Origin of the sequence: Methylosinus sp. sav-2, assembly GCF_004366495.1 — a bacterium.
Classification (GTDB): Bacteria; Pseudomonadota; Alphaproteobacteria; order Rhizobiales; family Beijerinckiaceae; genus Methylosinus.
Window position 1 is genome coordinate 24,556 of record NZ_SOEJ01000019.1, and the last position, 20,158, is coordinate 44,713.

Below are 20,158 nucleotides of genomic sequence, written 5' to 3' on the forward strand. Positions count from 1 at the left end.
GGGCGGGAGCCTCCTAATCGGCGCCCCCTTATCAAAGCCGCATTGACGCTCTATGACGGAAACCAGCATCCGGAGAAGCCGATGATTTGTCGCCTCGCGATCTGCCTGGTCCTGTTCGCCGTCGCCACGGGCGGCGCGCGCGCGCAGGAGGCCGGCTCGGAGACCGCGGGCGAGTCGATCGGCAAATTCTTCGAGGGAATGGAAATGCGGCGTCCGCCGCCGGCGCCGGCCGATTTCGTCGAGCGCTCGCGGACGGGCGCGACCGGCTACACGCCCTTCGCCGCGCCGACTCCGGCGGCCGACGTCAAGGCGGACGCCAAGAAGAGCGCCGCCCGCGCCGCTGCGGTCGAGAAAGAGCTCGTCGCCGCCGCGGCCGCCAATCGCGCCCGCGGCGCCCGCGTCAAAATTCCCGACGCGCCGAAAGAACGGCGCGCCGAGACGAAACAGCGCTAGAGCGCTAGATTCTTTCGTTGGACGCGAATTCTGATCGTTTCGAACATCCCGTTCGAGCGGACAGCGCTCTAGCTCTTTCGAAAGGGTTTCGCGTCACAATCGTCCGTCGCGCCTCGAAATAGGGGCCGGCGGAGCTTTCAACGGATATAGGCGATGTCGGACTTCTATCGCATCAAGCGGCTTCCCCCTTATGTTTTCGAGCAGGTCAATCGGCTCAAGGCCAAGGCGCGCGCCGGCGGCGCCGATATCATCGATCTCGGCATGGGCAATCCCGATCTGCCCGCGCCGCGCCATGTGATCGAGAAGCTCGTCGAGACGGCCGGCCGACCGCGCACCGATCGCTATTCGGCCTCCAAGGGCATCGCCGGGCTGCGTCGCGCCCAGGCTGGCTATTACGAGCGCCGCTTCGGCGTGAAGCTCGATCCCGAGACGCAGGTGGTGGCGACGCTCGGCTCCAAGGAAGGCTTCGCCAATATGGCGCAGGCGATCACCGCGCCCGGCGATGTGATCCTCGCGCCCAACCCGTCCTATCCCATTCACGCCTTCGGCTTTCTGATGGCCGGCGGCGTCATCCGCTCCGTGCCGGCCGATCCGACGCCGCAGCTCTTCCATGCGCTGGAGAAGGCGGTCGCGCATTCGATTCCAAAGCCCATCGCCATCGTCGTCTGCTATCCGGCCAATCCGACGGCGACGGTCGCCTCGCTCGATTTCTACAAGGATCTCGTCGCCTTCGCGAAGCGGCACGACATATTCGTGCTCTCCGACATCGCCTATGCGGAGGTCTATTTCGACGATAATCCGCCGCCGTCGATCCTTCAGGTCAATGGCGCGATGGACATAGCCGTCGAGTTCTCGTCTTTGTCGAAGACCTTCTCCATGGCCGGCTGGCGCATCGGCTTCGCGGTCGGCAATGAGCGCCTCTGCGCGGCGCTGGCGCGGGTGAAGAGCTATCTCGACTATGGCGCCTTCACGCCGGTGCAGGTGGCGGCGACCGCTGCGCTGAACGGGCCGGACGATTGCATCAAGGAAATGCGCGCTATCTACAAGAAGCGCCGCGACGTGATGGTGGAGAGCTTCGCGCAGGCCGGCTGGCCGATCCCTGCGCCTTCCGCCTCCATGTTCGTCTGGGCGCCGATCCCGGAGCGCTTTTCCGGCATGACCAGCCTCGAATTTTCCAAGCTCCTCATCGAGAAGGCGGATGTCGCCGTCGCGCCGGGCGTCGGCTTCGGCGAGCATGGCGAGGGCTATCTTCGTCTCGCGCTGGTCGAGAATGAGCAGCGCATTCGCCAGGCGGCGCGCAATCTGCGCCGCTTCTTCGAGGGCGCGGAGACGACTCTGCACAATGTCGTGCCGTTGCAGGCGCGCGGCTGACGCGCGCGACCGCCGCAGCGAGGGGAGGGCTTCAATGCGTTACGCTCTGGTGGTGATCGCCGCCGTCCTCGCTGTGAGCGCGGCTTTCGCGCTGGATAAGCCGCAGGATAAGCAGATCGAGCGCGGCCGCGCGATCGCCAATGCCAATTGCAGCCGCTGTCATGCGACCGGGGCGCAGGGCAAGAGCGCCAATCCGGCCTCGCCGCCCTTCCGCACGCTGACCAAGAAATATCCGCTCGAAAATCTCGAGGAGGCGCTGGCCGAAGGCATAGTCGTCGGCCATGGCGGGCTCGATATGCCGCGCTTCGAATTCTCGCCGGCGCAAATAGAGGCGCTGCTCGACTACATTGCGTCGATCCAGCGCAAGTGACGCCGACGCCAGCGCTTTGCATAATTTCTTAATGCCTGCTGCGTAATTTCGTCGCATGGAGGATCGAGCGCATGCGGCGGGCGTGCGCTCGAAGGCATGACGCCGTTTCTTCATTCCGGCGCCGATCCGGCTGTGCTCGATCGCGGAATATCTCCGCGAGCCGTCTCTCTCCCATCCGACATTCCGCCGCCAGGACTTTCATCGTCTCCGAGCGGCTCTTCTCCCGGAGGCACTTCATGCGCCTGTCGATTTCTCGCGCCGCGAGCCTGCTCGCCGCCGTCGCTTTTCTTGCTTTCCTCGCAACCGCCGGCGCCGGGCGCTATATTCTCGACGAGCTGCGCATCGGCGGACACGCCTATCAGAAGATTGCCGCGGGCAAGGATCTCGTCGCGGATGCGCTGCCGCCTCCATTCTCCCTTTTGGAAGCCTATCTCGACGTCGAGCTCGCCGCTACCTACAGGATCGACGCGCGTGAGGCGAAGACGCGCCTCGCTTCCTTGCGCAAGCAATATGAGGAGCGTCGCGCCTTCTGGTCCAAGTCGAAGCTGCTGCCGGCCGAGCTGATGACGCTCGCCAAAGGGCCGGCGACCGACGCGGCCGACGCCTTTTGGCGTGAGATCGACGCGTTTCTTCCGGCGCTCGAGCGCGGCGACGGCGCCGGCGTGGCCGCCTCCATGGATCGTCTCGACGCCAGCTTCATCGCCTATCGCGCATTCGAGACGCGCCAGCTCGAAGCGGCGAATGCTTTCGCCGCTTCGACGGAGAAGGACGCCGCTCTGCTCGGCGATCGCTCCGACATTGCGAGCCTCGCGGCCACGATCGCTATTTTGTGCCTTCTCGCCGGCGCGGGCCTGATCGCGCATCGCCATGTCGTGAGGCCGATCGTCACGCTCGCCAATTACACGTCCAGGCTCGCGCGCGGCCAGACATTGGACAAGCCGCCCGTGATGAGCCGCAGCGACGAGATCGGCGAAATGCGGGACGCTGTCGCCATATTCCGCGACAAGCTCGAGGAGGTGCGTCTCGCCGAGACGCGCTCCGCCGAGCAGAACGCCGCCGCCGCCGCCAAGCTGGAAGAAAAAGCCGCCGGCGCGAAATGGTATATCGAGAACCGCGATTTCTTCTTCTCCGAATATACCGCCGCCATGGAGCGCCTCGCCGAGGGCGATCTCGAGGTGCGGCTCGAGAAGGAGTTCATCAAGGATTACGAGAAGCTGCGCGCGCGCTTCAACACCGCCGTGGAGCGCATGCAGCACACGCTGCGCGGCATTGTGACGACGAGCGGCGCGATCGGCTCCAGCACGCGCGAGATCGCCCGCGCGGCCGAGGATTTGTCGCAGCGCAATGAGCAGCAGGCGGCGACGCTGGCGGAGACGGCCGCGGCCGTCGGCCAGATCACCGACACGGTGCGCAAGGCGGCCGAGAGCGTCGTCCATGCGCGCGTGATCGTCGGCGACGCCAAATCGGATGCGGTCAAGGGCGAGAAGATCGTCGGCGACGCCATAGAGGCGATGAGCGGCATAGAGAAATCATCCGAGCAGATCGGCCAGATCATCGGCGTCATCGACGAGATCGCCTTCCAGACCAATCTCCTCGCGCTCAACGCCGGCGTCGAGGCGGCGCGTGCGGGCGAGGCCGGCCGCGGCTTCGCCGTCGTGGCGACGGAAGTGCGCTCGCTCGCCCAGCGCTCGGCCGAGGCCGCCAAGGAGATCAAGGATCTCATCGCCGCCTCCAACACGCGCGTGCAGGATGGCGTCGCGCTGGTGGCCGAGACCGGCGCCTCGCTTCATCGCATCGTCGAGCAGGTCAATCGCATCGATGTGGTCGTCACCGGCATAGCGTCGAGCGCGGAGACGCAATCGACCGGCCTGCGCGAGGTGAACACGGCGGTGCAGGAGATCGATCAGGTCACGCAGAAGAACGCCGCAATGTCCGAGGAGACCAATGCGGCGACCCGCTCGCTCGCCGAGGACAGCGCCGAGCTGGTGCAGCTCGTCGCGCGCTTCAAGATCGGCGAGGTCGAGACGCGCGCGCCGTCGCGGCCCATGCTGAAGCGCGTCGCGACCGCGCGTTCCGGCTCCGCCGTGCGCAAGGAGGCGCCGCAGGAGGAAGAGTGGGCCGAGTTCTGAGGCCCGCTCCCGCAACCTCCCCCGCTTTGCGGGAGAGGGAAGGCGGCAAACATTTCACGAAACCTTCATCACACGCGGAATCTGCCCCCTCTCCCGCTTAGCGGGGGAGGGTTGGGGAGGGGGCCTTCGCTCAGCGCCCGAAGCCACCGCCTCCGCCGCCTCCGCCGAAGCCGCCCCCGCCCCCGCCATAGCCGCCGCCGAAACCGCCGCCGCCCCTTCCGGGGAAGCCGCCGCCCTCGTTCGGCGCCGGCGATTGCGGCGCAGCGCTCGGCGTCTGCGCCCGCGCCAGCTCTTCCTGGAAGACGCGGCAGCTCTTCTTCCTGTCGTAGCGTGCGAAGAAAGGGCTTGGAAAGGACAGGAATTCCGCGCGGGTGACGCGGCCTTTGCCGGCCATGTCGAAGTAATCGAAGGTCGCTGCGTGAAACACCGGGCTGAGGCGCGGAATAACCTCGAAATCCTGCGCGTCGATGAATCCGCGCTTGCGCTTGTCGGCGAGGCGGAACATGCGCTCGAGATATTGCTTCCACTGCTCGCAAGTATAGACGCCGCCGGCGCCGCCCCATTCGCTCGATGTGGCGAGCACATCATCCGGGCCGCCGCCGCCTCCGCCCGCGCGGGGGGCATCCCCGGGAACGCCACGCGGGCGATGCTGCTGCGCGAGCGTCGCGCTCGAAACCAAGGCCAATAGTCCGACCGTCGCGAGCCGGATCGCCGCATGTCGCATGAGATGACCTCCAGAGCCTGCCGCCGTCTCGCCCGCGGCGAGGACCGGCGGCTCTGCAATAGCACGGCCTTTGCCCGGACGGCGCGGTTTTCCGCGGCAGACGAAAGAGCCGCGCCGCGCTATAGACGCCTTCCCCGCCGGAACGGAGCCGCCGCGCCATGCCGAAAACTCTTCCGCGCTTTCTGCTTTTTCCTTTGCTCACTCTCGTCTGCGCCGTTCCGACGCGCGCGCAGGAGCGCGCCATGGAGCGCTCCATCGTTCCGCTCGATGTGGTCCACGGCGCCGATGGCGGCGGGCGCGCCTATGTCACGATGCGTTTCGGCAATGTGATGGGGCCGATGCGGCTCGACACCGCCGCCTCCACCAGCCGCATCAAGCTCGCGCCCTGGAACGCCGGCTTTCCGGCGCTGGGCGCCAGCGTATCCACCAGCGCCTCGGGCGTCGCTTCCCGCTGCGAGGATGTGGAGGCGGCCAATGTCGAGCTGAAGGCGGCGCAGGGCAATAATATCGGCCGGGCCAAATATCGCGTCACCCGCTGCGCGACCTCGGATGGGGATGATCTGCTCGGGCTCGATTTCTTCCAAGGCGCGCGCTTCTCGCTCGATCTCGAGAGCGGCGAGATGGTCTTCGTCCCGCAGAGTGATGGCGCGGGTTGGCGGTCCTTCCGCAAGCTCTGGCCGGATCAAAAGCTCGTCGGCCTCGAGGCGCGCATCGGCAAGACGGAGGCGGTCGGGCTCTTCGACACGGGGGCGGAAATCTCCGCCGTCGATCGCCGCTTTCTGGAGCGGCACAGAGCGCTCTTTGTCCTGGTGAAGAAAAAGGCCAAGGTGAGCGAGGCCTCCGGCAAGAAAATCGACACGAAAGTCTATAAGGCCAAGGAGATAGACATAGGCGCGGGACGCGTGCTGAAGGACGTCGTCTTCGTCTCCTATGATTTTGGGCCTTTGCGCGAGGCGCTCGGCGGCGAGGCGCCGATCATACTCGGCTTCGATGTTTTGAGCCGGTTTCGTTGGGAGCTGGATTTCGGGGCGGAGGGGCCGCGATGGAAGGCGGTGGGGAGGTAGCGTCTTTCTTCGAGAGCGCTTTTCTTCGCTCGACTTTCCCCTATGGAATGCTGCATCGGGATAGCAAAGCGTCGAGTCGGGCGGAGTAGATAGTTGCATTCTCACGAGAATTTTGCATTATTTCTGCAATGTGTCGCTCGCAAGAGCGTTTCTCGGCCGTGTCGTCGATGCATTTTTCAAATATTTCGACGGCGACTTCAAAAAAGAGATAGTCGATGAGCGTTTCGAGTTCGGATCGAAAAACCGTTTTGATCATTGGCGCTTCCTCGGGAATCGGAAAATGCTGCGCGGAACGGCTGGCGGCTTCGGGCTGGCGCGTTTTCGGCGCATCGAGGTCGGCGCCGCCGGCGGAGGCTTATGAAACGCTGCGGATCGACATAGAGGACGACGACTCCGTCCGCGACGGCGTGGCGCTCATTCTCGAGAAAAGCGGTCGCATCGACGCTGTCGTCAACAGTGGGGGCGTCAGCACGCGCGGATCGGTCGAGGATGTTCCTATGGCGGAAGCCCGGCAAATCATGGAGACGAACCTATTCGGCGTGCTGAGGGTGTGCCAGGCGACGCTGCCCGCCATTCGCGCCAGCAAAGGCGTCATCGTCAACATCAGCTCTTTCGGCGGATCGATCGGCACGCAGTTCGGAGGCCATTACGCCGCCTCCAAATTCGCTGTTCGCGGCTTGACGGAAAGCCTGCGTCGGGAACTGGCCCCCTTGGGCGTTCGGGTGGTCGATGTGTCGCCGGGCCTGTTCAAGACGCGGATGACGGAGAATGTCGTCATCTCGGAGGGAACGCTGCATGGCGCCTATGCTGGAGATTTCGCCAAGTTTCTGAAAGGCAAAGACAAGTTCATGAAGAACATGTCGACGCCGGAGCCCGTCGCCGCGCTGATCGAAAAGATCCTGACCAGCGATCATCCGAAAGGCTATTATTTCGTGGGGCCGTTCTTCCAGCGCATCGTGCTGGTTTTGAAGAAAATCCTGCCTCAGAGGGCGTTCGACGCGCTGATCGCCAGAGCGCTCGGTTGAGGGTTCGTCCCGCCGCGGTCCTCGCGCCGTGGCCGGCCTTTGCGCCGGCCGCCGCTTTTCGCTAATAGACTGACGGAGCCGTCAGAGGAAAGAAATGTCCCAAATTCCCGACTTCAGCAAAATCGCCTTCGCTCCCGTCGCCGCGACCCCGGCCGAGGCCGCCGAGCCGCGCCGCTGGAGAACGCCCGAGGGCATAGAAGTCAAGAATTCCTACGGCCCGCAGGACATAGACGGCCTCTCCTTCATCGACGGCTTCCCCGGCGTCGCGCCCTATGTGCGCGGGCCGTATCCGACCATGTATGTCGCTCAGCCCTGGACGATCCGCCAATATGCGGGCTTCTCCACGGCCGAGGACAGCAACGCCTTCTACCGCCGCAATCTCGCCGCCGGACAGAAGGGCCTCTCCATCGCCTTCGATCTCGCCACCCATCGCGGCTATGACAGCGATCATCCGCGCGTTTCCGGCGACGTCGGCATGGCGGGCGTCGCCATCGATTCCATCTATGACATGCGCACTTTGTTCGACGGCATTCCGCTCGATCAGATGAGCGTGTCGATGACGATGAACGGCGCCGTTCTGCCGGTTCTCGCGCTGTTCATCGTGGCGGGCGAGGAGCAGGGCGTGCCGCCGGCGCAGCTCACCGGCACGATTCAGAACGACATTTTAAAAGAATTCATGGTGCGCAACACCTATATCTATCCGCCGTTTCCGTCGATGCGCATCGTCTCGGACATATTCGCCTACACCAGCAAGAATATGCCGAAGTTCAACTCCATCTCCATCTCCGGCTATCACATGCAGGAGGCGGGCGCCTCCGCTGATCTGGAATTGGGCTACACGCTCGCCGATGGCGTCGAATATGTGCGCGCCGGCGTCGCCGCGGGGCTCGATATCGACGCTTTCGCGCCGCGGCTCTCCTTCTTCTTCGCCATCGGCATGAATTTCTTCATGGAAGTGGCGAAGCTCCGCGCCGCGCGCCTGCTGTGGGCGCGGCTGATGAAAGACCTCGGCGCTAAGACCGAGAAGAGCATGACTCTGCGCACCCATTGCCAGACGTCGGGCTGGTCGCTCACCGCGCAAGATGTTTACGTCAACGCCATCCGCACCAGCGTCGAGGCGATGGCGGCGACGCAGGGCCATACGCAATCGCTGCACACCAATGCGCTGGACGAGGCGCTGGCGCTGCCGACCGATTTCTCCGCCCGCATCGCCCGCAACACGCAAATCGTGTTGCAGGAGGAGAGCGGCACGACGCGCATCATCGATCCTTGGGGCGGCTCCTTCTATGTGGAGAGGCTGACCGCCGAGCTCGCCGAGGCGGCGTGGAAGCACATAGAGGAGATCGAGAGCCTCGGCGGCATGGCCAAGGCGATCGCCGCGGGCCTGCCCAAGCAGCGCATCGAAGAAGTCGCCGCCAAGACGCAGGCGCGCATCGACACGGGACAGCAGGTCGTCGTCGGCGTGAACAAATTCCGCCCCGATAGCGACGTCGCGCCGGATGTGCTGAAGGTCGATAATTCCGCCGTGCGCGCCGCGCAGATCGCCAAGCTCCAGCGCCTGCGCGCCGAGCGTGACGAGGCGAAGACGCAAGCCGCGCTCGACGCTCTGACGGAAGGCGCCAAGGGCGACGGCAATCTTCTCGCGCTCGCCATCGAGGCCGCGCGCGCCAAGGCGAGCGTCGGCGAAATCTCCTATGCGCTTGAAAAAGTGTTCGACCGCCATAAGCCCAAGGCCAATGTCATTTCCGGCGTCTATGCGCGCGAGGCTGGCGCCGATTGCGACAAGGTCGCGCGCGTGCGCAGCATGACGGCGGCCTTCGCCGAGAATGACAAGCGCAAGCCGAAGATTCTCGTCGCCAAGCTCGGCCAGGACGGCCATGACCGCGGCCAGAAGGTCATCGCCTCCGCCTTCACGGATTTGGGTTTCGAGGTCGTCATCGGCGATCTCTTCGCGACGCCGGAAGAAGTGGCAAAGCGCGCCGCGGAAGAACAAGTGCATATCGTCGGCGTGAACACGATGACCGCCGGCCATCTCGCTCTGACGCCGGAATTGCGCGACGCGCTGAAGGCGGCCGGGCGTGAGGAGGTGATGATGGTCGTCGGCGGCGTCATTCCCGAGCAGGATTTCCAGGCGCTCTACGACGCCGGCGCCGCGGCGATCTTCCCGCCCGGCACCAATATTCCGGAAGCCGCCGAGAAAGTGCTGCAAGAGCTGAACGTCCGCCTCGGCTATGCGCAGCGGGAGACGGTTCGGAAGTAAGGGAAGTTTCCCCCTCTCCCCGCGCGCGGGGAGAGGGCCGGGGTGAGGGGCTCGGGGCGTCAGCCACCGACGGAAAACGCCCCCGGCCCCTCATCCGCACCTTCTCCCCGCATGCGGGGAGAAGGAAGGCGGCATAGGCCGGGCGACAGCAATCCTCAGAAATCGTCAGGCGGAACTCGCCTCGGTCGTCGTCGCTGCGGCGCCCGGATCGCCAGGCTCTGTCTCCCAAGCGACGCCGGGAATGGCGACGATCCGCCAGCCGCGCTGGTCGAGACGGCAGACGATCGCCTGCTGTTCCTCCATATAGGCGAGCAGCCGCCGCGCCCGTCCGGGCGAGCGCGTGCCATAGGCGCTGGCGACATCGGCGTCGGAAGGGCAGGGGCGATGGTCGAAGGCCGCGCGCGCCAGCGATAGAAAAACGCCCTGCATATCCTCCGGCAGAGCGCCGGCCATTGCGAGCACCTCGGCCCAGGGCGAATCCGCGGACTCGGCTTCCGCGAGCTCAATGCCGGCATGGGCCACGGCGAGGCGGCGGCGGAAGGCGGGCAGGCTCAAGGGCTCGCCGCCGATGCGGCGAATCCGGCAGCGCACCAGAAAATCCTGATAGAGCACGGCGATGGTGCGGAAGTTGGCGTCGCTGTCGCTCAAAATCTCGCGCAGCGCCGAATCGATCGCAGCCTGACGCTGCTCGGGCGAAATGCTCGGCGGCGACTCGGCGGCGGGCGGCGCCGGCGGCGCGCTGCGGGCGAGCCGCGCCAGCACATCGGCGGTCGGCGCGGGCGGCGGCGGCCGGCGCGGGGCCTCGAAGCGCGCTTCATTGGCGCCGGGCGTGAAAATGAGATGCGCGTCGTCGGCGCCGGCCTCCGGCAGCGGCAGCAGCCTGGGGCTGACATTGCGCGCGGAAGTCTCCACCGGGCCGATGCGCACGGGCAGCGGGCGGCGCGCCATGGCCGGGCCGAGCGCGACGAAATTGCCGCTCTGCAAATCGCGGAACATTTCCGCCTGCCGCCGCTCCATGCCGAGCAGATCGGCGGCGCGCGCCATGTCTATGTCGAGGAAAGTGCGGCCCATGAGAAAATTGGACGCCTCCGCCGCGACATTCTTGGCGAGCTTGGCGAGGCGCTGCGTGGCGATGACGCCGGCGAGACCTCGCTTGCGGCCGCGACACATGAGATTGGTCATGGCGCCGAGCGAGGCTTTGCGCGCCTCGTCCGACACTTCGCCGGCGACGGCGGGCGCGAAGAGCTGCGCCTCGTCCACCACGACGAGCAGCGGATACCATTGGTCGCGCTCGGCGTCGAAAAGCCCGCCGAGAAAAGCGGCGGCGGCGTGCATCTGCTGCTCGGCGTCCAGCCCTTCGAGATCGAGCACCACAGAGACGCGGTGTTGGCGGGCGCGCGCGGCGATGCGCGTGAGATCGGCGATGCCGCAGCGGGCGTCCACCACCACATGGCCGTAGCGCTCGGCCAGCGTGACGAAATCGCCTTCCGGATCGATGATCGCCTGCTGCACCCAGGGCGCGCTCTGCTCCAGCAGGCGGCGCAGCAGATGCGATTTGCCGGAGCCGGAATTGCCCTGCACCAGAAGGCGCGTCGCCAGCAGCTCCTCGAGATCGAGCGTTGCGACGCCGCCATCGGCGCGGGTCCCGAGATCGATGGAAACCTTGGCGGGCGCCGTCATCGCGGCGCCCCTCCGGCCGTGAAGGAGGGAAAGATCATGGCGCGGAGTCATATCGATTCGCGCCGCGCGTTCAACTGCGTCGCGCAGCCTGTGGACAAGCGCGCGCTGTCGGCGGCGTGCTCCGGGCGCCTTTTCTCCGTTCCATTCTCTTTGTGACCGGCCGCGCCGCCGCCGCTTGACTCGGCCTCGTTTGTTCCGTATGTGTTCTCTTGTTCGTCAAATGTTCTGAGCGTGCGTAAACAAGTCCCCTAGAGTTGTAAGTAGCCGTTGTAAGCGTCGCATCGAGGCTCGCGGTCGCGAGGCGCCCCAGTGTCGCGCATGGGCGTCTCGCGCCGCGAGCCGAAGCGAGGCCGGCGCCCGGCGAGACGCCGGCCGCAGGGCCGGCAAGGAGATCATCGCCATGGCGAGCTCGGCGAAACGTCTGATCGAGAAATCGGAGAAGAGCGACTGGCGCCGGGCGGCGCAGCTGAGCCGTGAGGCGATCGGAGCGGTCGTGAATTTTTCCAGCGAGGAGCGTCCGATCGTCGATCCGGCGCGGCGGCGCGGGCGCGGCGCGCTCTCCAATGAGAGCGGCCGTTTCGAGCGCGAGCGGCGCGTCGAGGCCGATGACGGCTGGAATGGGCTGGAGGAGCTCGGCGAGTTCCGCACCAATGTCCATGTCGAGCGGGCGAAGACGATCATCACGCGCAACGACTCGCCGGACATTTCCTTCGACCGATCCATCAATCCCTATCGCGGCTGCGAGCATGGCTGCGTCTATTGTTATGCGCGGCCGAGCCACGCCTATATGGGCCTCTCTCCGGGCCTCGATTTCGAGACGGAGATTTTCGTCAAGGAAGGCGCGGCGCAATTGCTCGAGCGCGAATTGTCGGCGCGCAATTATTCGCCCAAGACCATCGCCGTCGGCGCCAATACCGACCCCTATCAGCCGCTCGAGAAGCGCTATCGCGTCACGCGCGGCTTGCTCGAGGTGGCGAGCCGCGCCGATCATCCGATCGGCATAGTGACGAAATCATCGCTGGTCGTTCGCGACATCGACATTCTCGCGCCTATGGCGCGCAAGGGTCTGGTCAAGGTCGCGATCTCGCTGACGACGCTCGATCCGGCCTTGGCGCGGGCGATGGAGCCGCGCGCCGCCTCGCCGGAGCGGCGGCTCGCCACGATCGAGCGGCTGGCCGAGGCGGGAATTCCGGTCGCGGTTCTGGTCGCGCCGATCATTCCGGCGATCAATGACGCCGAGATCGAGACCATATTGACGCGCGCCCATGCCGCCGGCGCGCGCGAGGCCGGCTATGTGATGCTGCGGCTGCCGCTCGAGCTGCGCGAATTGTTCAGCGAATGGCTCGTCACCCATTTTCCGGCCAAGGCGCGGCATGTGCTTTCGCTGGTGCGCTCGGCGCGCGACGGCAAGCTCTACGACCCTTCCTTCGACAAGCGCATGAGCGGCGACGGCCCTTACGCCTGGATGATCGGCCGTCGTTTCGAGCTGGCGGCGCAGCGTCTCGGCTTTTCCCGCACGCGGCTGCGCGCCGATCTGTTCCGGCCGCCGCGCAGCGACGCCGAGCAGCTGAGCCTTTTTTAAAAAAAGGCGCGCCGGGGCCGATTGCTCCGGCTCCGCCGCTGTGTTTGTTTCAGCCGCCCTTTTTCGACGAGCCGAGCGAGCATGCCTCCCCATTTTCTCACCGAGACGCGCGTCCTGCGCGGCGGCGCTCGACCCATCGCCGGCGTCGACGAGGTCGGGCGCGGGCCGCTCGCCGGCCCGGTCGCGGCCGCTGCCGTGATTCTCGATCCTGACCGTCTGCCGGATGGCGTCGACGATTCGAAGGCTCTGTCCGCCAAGGCGCGGGACGCCGCCTTCGAGCGAATCGTCTCCAGCGCGCTCGCCATCGGCGTCGCTTTCGCCAGCGTCGAGGAGATCGATCGGCTGAATATTCGCCGCGCCGCGCTGCTGGCCATGGCGCGCGCCGTCGCCGCGCTTCATATCGCGCCGGGCTTCGTGCTGGTCGACGGCCGCGACCTGCCCGAGCTCGCCTGTCCGGGCGAGGCGATCGTGAAAGGAGACGCGCTCTCTCTTTCTATCGCCGCCGCGTCGATTGTCGCCAAGGTCGCGCGTGACAGCCAGATGCGCCGCCTCGCCCGGCTCTATCCCCATTACGGATTCGAGACCAACGCCGGCTATGGCACGCGCGAGCATCTCGCCGCCCTCGAAGCCCATGGGCCGACGCCCTTTCACCGCATGAGCTTCGCGCCGCTGCGGGAGCCGCGCGCGCCGCGCCGCGAGGCCGCCGCCCTCTGACCGCCTGTCATGAGCGTTCGTAAATATCTGGTGAAAATGGAATTTCTTAACGAAGGCGTGCGGAAAAGAGACAGCCGCGCACGGGCTTTCTAAACCCGGCTTTTACCGCGATCGGGCAATGTTCGCATCGTTGGTTGCGTAGCCGGTGATTGTTCATGAGTAGCGCGCGCGTCGGGGCGGCCCGCCCCAAGTCCCAGATAAAGGTCTCGCGTACTGGGACGTCGAATTACGGGTCGCCTCGCGCGATGTCGCGTAACGAGGTCGTCGTCGGAGACAGCGTCGAGGTCATGCTCGGCCTGCCGGAGGCGAGCGTCGATCTCGTTTTCGCCGACCCTCCTTACAATCTCCAGCTGGCCAATCGGCTCACCCGGCCGGATCAGAGCGTCGTCGACGCGGTCGACGATGATTGGGACAAATTCGCCGATTTCGCCGCCTATGACGCCTTCACCCGCGACTGGCTGGCGGCGGCGCGGCGCGCGATGAAGCCCAACGCCACTATTTTCGTCATCGGCTCCTATCACAATATATTCCGCGTCGGCGCGATCATGCAGGACCTCGGGTTCTGGATCCTGAACGACATCGTGTGGCGGAAGAACAATCCGATGCCGAATTTCCGCGGCCGTCGCTTCACCAATGCGCATGAGACGCTGATCTGGGCGGCGCGCGACGCTTCGGCGCGCAATTACACATTCCACTACGACGCCTTGAAGGCCGGCAATGAGGATTGCCAGATGCGCTCGGACTGGCTGCTGCCGATCTGCTCGGGCGGCGAGCGTCTCAAGGATTCGAGTGGCCGCAAGACGCATCCGACGCAAAAGCCCGAGGCTCTGCTCGCCCGCATCATGCTCGCCGCCACCAATCCCGGCGATCTCGTGCTCGATCCTTTCTTCGGCTCCGGCACCACGGGCGCGGCGGCCCGGCTGCTCGGCCGCGATTATCTCGGCATAGAGCGCGAGCAGATCTACGCCGCTGCGGCGCGCGCGCGCATTGCGGCGATCTCGCCGCTGCCGGCCGAGGCGGTGGCGCCGGCGCCCTCCAAGCGCAATGAGCCGCGAATCGCTTTCGCCAGCGTCGTTGAGGCGGGCCTCGTCGCTCCCGGCGCGACGCTCACCGACGCAAAGGGCCGCCACAAAGCGGTCGTTCGCGCGGATGGCGCGCTGTCGATCGGCGCCATCGTCGGCTCGATTCACAAGACGGGCGCCTTGGTGCAGGGCCTGCCCGCTTGCAATGGCTGGACTTTCTGGCATTTCGAATCGGGCGAGGGCCTCGCGCCGATCGACGATTTGCGCGCGGTCGCCCGCGCGCGTCTGCGCGACGCCGCGGAATAGTCGCGAGAGCGACGCCCCGCGGCGCGGCGCGAGCCGCGGGAAGACGCATGCGACTGGAAAATATTTTCGCCGATCTGCCGGAAAAAGCGGAGCAGGAGCAGTTTCTGCCGCTGCTCGCCGGCTCGAACATGCGCGTCGAGCGCATCGTCTCCTTCGGCCAGGCGAGCCCGCCCGGATTTTGGCACGATCAGGAGGAGGCGGAATGGGTGATCCTGCTCGCCGGATCGGCCGGACTGCGTTTCGAGGGCCATGACGAGGTGCTGACGCTCGCCCCGGGCGACTATCTCGAGATCGCCGCGCATCGGCGTCATCGCGTCGAATGGACGGATGAGACGCTGCCGACGGTCTGGCTCGCTGTCCATTTTCGCGCCGAGGGAGCCTGATGCAGCGACAAACGGTCGAAAACCGTCACTGTTATATACGTGACAATATAGGTGCGCTTCCCGCCGTGGTGTCGCATAATTTCATAGATATCTGAAATTAAAATAGAAAATCATTGCATGAGCGGTGGCGCGCCGCTTGCTACCTCCTGTACAGATCAGGAGTGAGCGATGCGCCCTCGACACGAATTTGAGACGCCGCGGCGGAAGCGACCGCTGGCCGTCATATTGGGAACGAACGAGATCGCCTCGGCGGTCGCCGTGCATATGAACCGGATCGGCTGGGCCTGCGTGCTGAGCCATGACGCCTTCCCACCCGTCATCCGCCGCCAGATGGCCTTTCACGATTGCCTCTATGGCGAGCGCATCACGCTCGAGGAGGTCGAGGCCGAGCGCGCCGATTCGACCATGGAACTGGTCGAGATCCTCGACTTCACGACCAAGGTCGCGGTGACGCCGCTGCAGTTCCACGATCTCGCGGCCGTTCGCACGGCCCATGCGCTCGTCGATGCGCGCATGCAGAAATATCGCGCGACGCCGGATTTGCGGCATCTCGCTAAAGTCGCGGTGGGCCTCGGGCCGAATTTCGCCGTCGGCCGCAATTGCGACATCGCGATCGAGACCAAGCCTTCGCAGGCGGGCCTCATCGTCCAGGAGGGCGAGACCGAGCCGGCCGACCATGTGCCGAACCGCCTCGGCGATGTCGGCGAGGAGCGTTTCGCCTATTCCAGCAAGCCCGGCCTGTGGCATTCGGCGATCGATATCGGCGTCCGTGTGTTCAAGGATTTCGTCGTCGGCCATTTGGACGGCGAGCCGGTGATGGCGCCGCTGGACGGCGTGCTGCGCGGGGTCATCCGCGACGGCCTCCACATCCCGGCCGGGGTCAAGCTGCTGGAGATCGATCCGCGCGGCCGCTCCGCCAAATGGACCGGCATCGACGAGCGATCGGGGCTGGTCGCGAGCGCCGTCGGCCGGGCGATCCGCATCGAGCTCGCCAAGCGCGAGGCGACGCCGATCGCGGGGCCTTTCGTCGCCCACTGACAATCCTGTTGCCAATGTGACAGGATCGTCGTCTTTCAGCTATATTTTGTTCGATACAGATCGCGGCGTCGTAGGAGGCGCGGAACGATGCGAACAGAAGTGGATACGCCGCAGGTCGGCGTTATTTTGAAGCTGCCCAATGGCGGGGTTCTCGCTCCCGCGGATCTCGAGCTGATCGACGCACTGCGCAAGGAACGCTCGATCATCGGCGCGAGCCGGGCGCTCGGCCTATCCTATCGCAAATGCTGGCTTTCGGTGGATGCGCTCAATCGGACTTTCGAAAGTCCGGTGGTGGCGACCTTCCCCGGCCGGCGCGAGGGCGGGGCGGAGATCACGCCTTTCGGCGAGCGGCTGGTGGGCGTCTATCGCTCGATCGAGCGTCACGCGGCCAATTCGGCCAAGCGAACGCTGGACGAGATCATCGGGGCGCTCGACTGGTCCTACCAGAAGTCGGCCACTGACGCGGAAACGGAGCCGCGTCGGGATCGAGCGTCCGGCCGCTGACGGCGACCGTCTTGATCATCGCCCATGCCGAGAGTCCCTCGACCAGGGCGAGCCGTTCGACCGATTCATGCGTGATCAGCGCGTCCACGCGGGCGCCGCCGAGCGAAAGGCGCGCGCGCGTGAAGGGCGGCGGCAGAAAATCCAGCTCGACGATGGTGCCGGGAAGGCGATTGAGTATGGAGACATCCATCGGCCGCGAGAGGGCGATGGAGACGTCGCGCGCGTCGATCTCCACCTCTATGGCGGTTCCGACGATGGCGTCGACCATAGGCACGCGCAATTCCCCGCCGACGAAATACAGCGTGGAGAGGCCGGCCTCCGGCTCGTGCCGCAGCACGCGCGCCGGGAAAATCGATACGTAATGGTGGGTCTGCGCAAAGAGCGGCGTTGTCTTGTCCAGCATGATCGCCGAACTAGCGAGAAATACGCCAATCTCACATTTTACTGGGAAAAACGCCCGTTTTGACGCTGAAAAGGCGTCGTTCGGCGGTTTTTCGCTCGGAACACGGACGCCGCTCGGCGGCGCCCGCTTCGAAATGCTCAGTTCGGATTGCGAGCGGCGATCGCCTCAAATTGCTCGCGGGTCAGGCGGAAATAGCCGCGGCCGCCCGCGCGCGTCTCGTATTTGTCGCCGGCGCGCTGGCACAGCAGCTTGTACCATGCCTGCTTGTCGAGATGGGCGGGAAGGCCATTGATTTCCCAGACGGTCGTATCAGGGCGGAAGCGCACCATGATGATGACGCCGTCGCCCACCGCGGTCGCGGCACTGGCGTCCTTTTCCACCGGCTCGACAGCCGCAGGAATATTCGCGACAACATGGCCGGCTTCGGTCGAGACCTCTGAAGAAACATTCGGTTGCACATCGTCCTCCATATCGCCGGCTCGCGGCGCTCTCCGAATTGTCGGGCCATCGACGGGCCGGCCGAGCCGGCGTCTCCGCCCGAGACGTTTCGTTCTATGCGAGCCGTATACCAAACTATATTGCAAAAGTTCCAGACTGGCGGTCCGCGCCTGCGGCATTAGGTCACTCTGGCGCGGCGCCCGGAGGCGAGGCGCGCGGGTCCGAGTGGCGCCGTTTTCGCGACAAAGGCCAGATTCTTGCTAAGGCCCATAATCCGTATCACCTCAGCCGAAGTGAGCCCGTCATGTCAGAAAGACATTCCTGCGTTCTCGTTCTCGGCATCGGCGAAACCGCGTCCGCGATAGCGCGTGAGCTGTTCCTCGCCGATCATATCGTCGCCGTCCACGAGGCGGCGCCGCCGCCCGATCTCCGCCGTAAGATGACGTTTTCGGACGCCTGGTTCGACGGCTCCAGCGTTCTCGAGGGGGTGGAGGCGCGCCGCGCCGATCTCGTCGCCGAATTCATGCTCGGCCTGCGCAGCCGCATGTTCGTGCCGGTGCTGACGCATCCGCTCAACGAAATTCTCGAGCGCTGGCCTTGGGAAGTCGTCGTCGATGCGGAGATGAATCCGCGCAAGGACCCGTTCTCCGTCAAAAATCTCGCCGGCCTCACCATCGGCGTCGCGCCGGGCTCGATCCCGGGCGAGAATTGCGATCTCGCCATAGACGCTTATGGCAAGGATCCGGGCGCGATACGGCGCCCCGGCGAAGGCCCCGGCCCGAGCTACGAGGCGGACCCGCCGGAGGCCGAGCCGGTGCGCGCTCCCGTCTCCGGACTCTTCAAAATGCACAAGGAAATAGGCAATATCGTCGAGGCGGGAGAGGCTTTCGGGGAGATCGACGGCGCTCCCGTGCCGGCCCCCTATGGCGGCCGCATTCGTGGCATCATCAAGCAGGGCAGGGCGGTCGCCAAAGGCACGCCGCTCGCCGATATCGCCGCCTCGACCGGCGCTCAGGTCGCCGGCATGACGGCGCGCAACCGACTCATCGCGCGCGGCGTCTCCTTTGCGATCGAGATGCAGGCGGAAGGCTGGACGCCCTTCTCCTGGGACGCGTTTCTGGAAGGCGGCGGCGGCCTCTCGATCTGAGCGGCCGCCCTACAACTTCAGTGCGGGGGGAGGCGCGAGGGCTTGCCATCTGCGCCGGTGAAGGGAAACAGCCCGCCTTGGAAACATTGTGACATATGTGTCGCCTTGGCGATGGCCTCCTCGGCCTGCGCCGCGGGAAGGTTCTCGCGCGCCGATTGCGTGAACAGCTCCATCCAGCGGGCGAAATGCTCCGGCTCGACGGGCAGGTTTATGTGAACGGCGAAAGGATGGCCCTCGTAGCGATCCGTGCCCAGCAGCGATTTGGACCAGAAATTCGCGATGATTTCGAGATGCTGGTCGAGCTCCGGGATCGCGCTGAAAATCGGCCCCAGCAGGGGATCGGCCAAGCCTTTGTCGTAGAAGGCGCGCACGCAGGTCGTGATCGCGGCCTCGAGCGTCGTCGGCTCGGCGGTCGCTTCGGTGGAAGCTGACATTGTCTCTCCTCCTATTCCTTCAGCGATACAGCAAGGCGGGCGCCAGCGCGCGCTCAGCCAGAGTCTTTGTTTTGACGTGCTTCCAACGCCGAACCGGTGTCCACTTCAGCTGGAAACGCTCTAATCCGCGTTGAAGCGCACGGCGCCGAATTGCGAGATGTCGTAGCCGCCGAGCCGCGCGGCGCGTTCCTGAAACGCCTCGCTCGCGCAAAAGCGCATGAGCGTCTGCCAGGGCGGATCGAAATAGGCCTTGCGCCAGACCACGAGATCGAAGCGCTCGACGATCTGCGGCGCGAAATCGAGGCCGAACTGGCGCGCGCAAGCCTCGAGGCCGAGGCCGACGTCGGCGCCGCCGGCGGCGATGGCGGAGGCGAGATCGGTTTCCGAGCGCTCCACGGCGGGAACAAGGCGCAGATGCTCGCGCTTCATCCCCGCCTGCGCGAGCAGCTGGGTGAGGACGAGCTCGCTGCCCGCCTCCGGCTGGCGTGATTGGAAGGCGAGGTCGCGCACATCGGCGAGCCCGTCGATGCGCCGGGCGAGGCCCTTGCGAAACATCAGCCCGCGGCGGCGCTTGGCCCATTCCACGACGACGACCGGCTCGCCCGCGAGCCGCCGCTCCACCGTCTCGACATTCCAGCCGTCGTCCGGCTCCGGAATATGCAGTCCGGCGGCGATGCAGCCGCCCGCGGCGGCGCGCTCGAGCCCGTCCAGCGCGCCGTCGAGCAGCGCCGCGACGCCGCAGCGCGATTCGCGCAACGCCCATTCGAGCAGCGGATCATGGCCGCCGGCGACGACGAGCGGACGCGTCGCCGAGCCTTCGCCGCGCGGAGCCCGGCCGCTCGCGCCCGCGGCCAGCCACTCCTCGATCTCGATGCGGGGAAACAGCAGCTTGCCGGTGACGCGGCGTACAGGCAAGGCGCCTTCCGCGGCGAGATCATAGACCTTGCGCTCCTTGACGCGCAGCAGCGCGGCGAGCTCGCGCGTGGTGAGAAATTCAGACATTGTGTGTTTTTTCCGAGATGCGGAAAATTAACATAGCCAGCCTTCGGCGACAATCTCCCAATTATCCCGCACCGCCAACAAAGGCGCGCGATCCAGAGCCAGTCGCAAT

At 65.7% G+C, this 20,158-nt stretch carries 20 protein-coding genes; 14 read left to right on the forward strand and 6 right to left on the reverse strand.

Annotation, left to right across the window (positions count from 1 at the left end):
* Positions 1–81 precede the first annotated feature (81 nt).
* The 4 genes from EDE12_RS19500 to EDE12_RS19515 all read left to right on the forward strand — a co-directional run bounded on the left by EDE12_RS19500 (position 82) and on the right by EDE12_RS19515 (position 4,323).
* Positions 82–453, forward strand: a complete 372-nt coding sequence (locus EDE12_RS19500; RefSeq protein ID WP_036291776.1) for a hypothetical protein — start codon at positions 82–84, stop codon at positions 451–453.
* Positions 454–606: 153 nt separating this feature from the next.
* Positions 607–1,824 (forward strand): LL-diaminopimelate aminotransferase, encoded by a 1,218-nt coding sequence (locus EDE12_RS19505; RefSeq protein ID WP_024880839.1) that lies wholly within the window; start codon positions 607–609, stop codon positions 1,822–1,824.
* Positions 1,825–1,858: 34 nt separating this feature from the next.
* On the forward strand, positions 1,859–2,194 hold the full coding sequence (locus EDE12_RS19510; RefSeq protein ID WP_026599226.1) for a cytochrome c: 336 nt from the start codon (positions 1,859–1,861) through the stop codon (positions 2,192–2,194).
* Positions 2,195–2,430: 236 nt separating this feature from the next.
* A complete protein-coding gene (locus tag EDE12_RS19515; protein ID WP_026599225.1) occupies positions 2,431–4,323 on the forward strand; it encodes a methyl-accepting chemotaxis protein in 1,893 nt (630 codons plus the stop codon).
* A 130-nt stretch (positions 4,324–4,453) separates the two neighbouring features.
* On the opposite strand, the gene EDE12_RS21970 is transcribed toward EDE12_RS19515, so the two are convergent.
* A complete protein-coding gene (locus tag EDE12_RS21970; RefSeq protein ID WP_026599224.1) occupies positions 4,454–5,047 on the reverse strand; it encodes an EF-hand domain-containing protein in 594 nt (197 codons plus the stop codon).
* A gap of 158 nt (positions 5,048–5,205) precedes the next feature.
* Between EDE12_RS21970 and EDE12_RS19520 the strand changes: the two genes are divergently transcribed.
* The 3 genes from EDE12_RS19520 to scpA all read left to right on the forward strand — a co-directional run bounded on the left by EDE12_RS19520 (position 5,206) and on the right by scpA (position 9,396).
* A complete protein-coding gene (locus EDE12_RS19520; protein ID WP_036291104.1) occupies positions 5,206–6,111 on the forward strand; it encodes a retropepsin-like aspartic protease in 906 nt (301 codons plus the stop codon).
* Positions 6,112–6,326: 215 nt separating this feature from the next.
* Positions 6,327–7,136 (forward strand): SDR family oxidoreductase, encoded by an 810-nt coding sequence (locus EDE12_RS19525; protein ID WP_024880834.1) that lies wholly within the window; start codon positions 6,327–6,329, stop codon positions 7,134–7,136.
* Positions 7,137–7,230: 94 nt separating this feature from the next.
* A complete protein-coding gene (scpA, locus tag EDE12_RS19530) occupies positions 7,231–9,396 on the forward strand; it encodes a methylmalonyl-CoA mutase (RefSeq protein ID WP_026599222.1) in 2,166 nt (721 codons plus the stop codon).
* Between the two features lie 165 nt (positions 9,397–9,561).
* On the opposite strand, the gene EDE12_RS19535 is transcribed toward scpA, so the two are convergent.
* The gene (locus tag EDE12_RS19535) at positions 9,562–11,076 is read right to left on the reverse strand and encodes an ATP-binding protein (protein WP_024880832.1); all 1,515 of its coding nucleotides are present in this window, start codon (positions 11,074–11,076) and stop codon (positions 9,562–9,564) included.
* A 400-nt stretch (positions 11,077–11,476) separates the two neighbouring features.
* On the opposite strand from EDE12_RS19535, the gene EDE12_RS19540 reads away from it, so the two are divergent.
* The 6 genes from EDE12_RS19540 to EDE12_RS19565 all read left to right on the forward strand — a co-directional run bounded on the left by EDE12_RS19540 (position 11,477) and on the right by EDE12_RS19565 (position 16,625).
* Positions 11,477–12,658: a PA0069 family radical SAM protein gene (locus tag EDE12_RS19540; RefSeq protein ID WP_026599221.1), complete on the forward strand. Its 1,182-nt coding sequence runs from the start codon at positions 11,477–11,479 to the stop codon at positions 12,656–12,658.
* A gap of 81 nt (positions 12,659–12,739) precedes the next feature.
* Positions 12,740–13,372, forward strand: coding sequence for a ribonuclease HII (locus tag EDE12_RS19545; protein WP_026599220.1), 633 nt, complete (start codon positions 12,740–12,742; stop codon positions 13,370–13,372).
* A 155-nt stretch (positions 13,373–13,527) separates the two neighbouring features.
* Complete coding sequence (locus EDE12_RS19550) at positions 13,528–14,700, forward strand: DNA methyltransferase (RefSeq protein ID WP_026599219.1); 1,173 nt, start codon at positions 13,528–13,530, stop codon at positions 14,698–14,700.
* 47 nt (positions 14,701–14,747) lie between these two features.
* Positions 14,748–15,083: a cupin domain-containing protein gene (locus EDE12_RS19555; protein WP_024880828.1), complete on the forward strand. Its 336-nt coding sequence runs from the start codon at positions 14,748–14,750 to the stop codon at positions 15,081–15,083.
* Between the two features lie 168 nt (positions 15,084–15,251).
* On the forward strand, positions 15,252–16,121 hold the full coding sequence (locus EDE12_RS19560; protein ID WP_024880827.1) for a xanthine dehydrogenase: 870 nt from the start codon (positions 15,252–15,254) through the stop codon (positions 16,119–16,121).
* Positions 16,122–16,208: 87 nt separating this feature from the next.
* Entirely contained in the window at positions 16,209–16,625 is a 417-nt protein-coding gene (locus EDE12_RS19565; RefSeq protein WP_026599217.1) for a LysR family transcriptional regulator, read from the forward strand.
* On the opposite strand, the gene EDE12_RS19570 is transcribed toward EDE12_RS19565, so the two are convergent.
* Both EDE12_RS19570 and EDE12_RS22345 read right to left on the reverse strand, forming a co-directional pair.
* A complete protein-coding gene (locus EDE12_RS19570; RefSeq protein ID WP_026599216.1) occupies positions 16,540–17,028 on the reverse strand; it encodes a TOBE domain-containing protein in 489 nt (162 codons plus the stop codon). The two genes, EDE12_RS19565 and EDE12_RS19570, sit on opposite strands and share 86 nt — an antisense overlap.
* 137 nt (positions 17,029–17,165) lie before the next feature.
* Complete coding sequence (locus EDE12_RS22345) at positions 17,166–17,498, reverse strand: hypothetical protein (RefSeq protein ID WP_245275801.1); 333 nt, start codon at positions 17,496–17,498, stop codon at positions 17,166–17,168.
* Between the two features lie 272 nt (positions 17,499–17,770).
* Here EDE12_RS22345 and EDE12_RS19580 point away from each other — a divergent pair, with 272 nt between their 5' ends.
* Entirely contained in the window at positions 17,771–18,613 is an 843-nt protein-coding gene (locus EDE12_RS19580; RefSeq protein ID WP_026599214.1) for a hypothetical protein, read from the forward strand.
* Between the two features lie 17 nt (positions 18,614–18,630).
* On the opposite strand, the gene EDE12_RS19585 is transcribed toward EDE12_RS19580, so the two are convergent.
* A complete protein-coding gene (locus EDE12_RS19585) occupies positions 18,631–19,047 on the reverse strand; it encodes a group III truncated hemoglobin (protein ID WP_026599213.1) in 417 nt (138 codons plus the stop codon).
* A 120-nt stretch (positions 19,048–19,167) separates the two neighbouring features.
* A complete protein-coding gene (locus EDE12_RS19590) occupies positions 19,168–20,049 on the reverse strand; it encodes a helix-turn-helix transcriptional regulator (protein WP_026599212.1) in 882 nt (293 codons plus the stop codon).
* Positions 20,050–20,158: the final 109 nt, after the last annotated feature.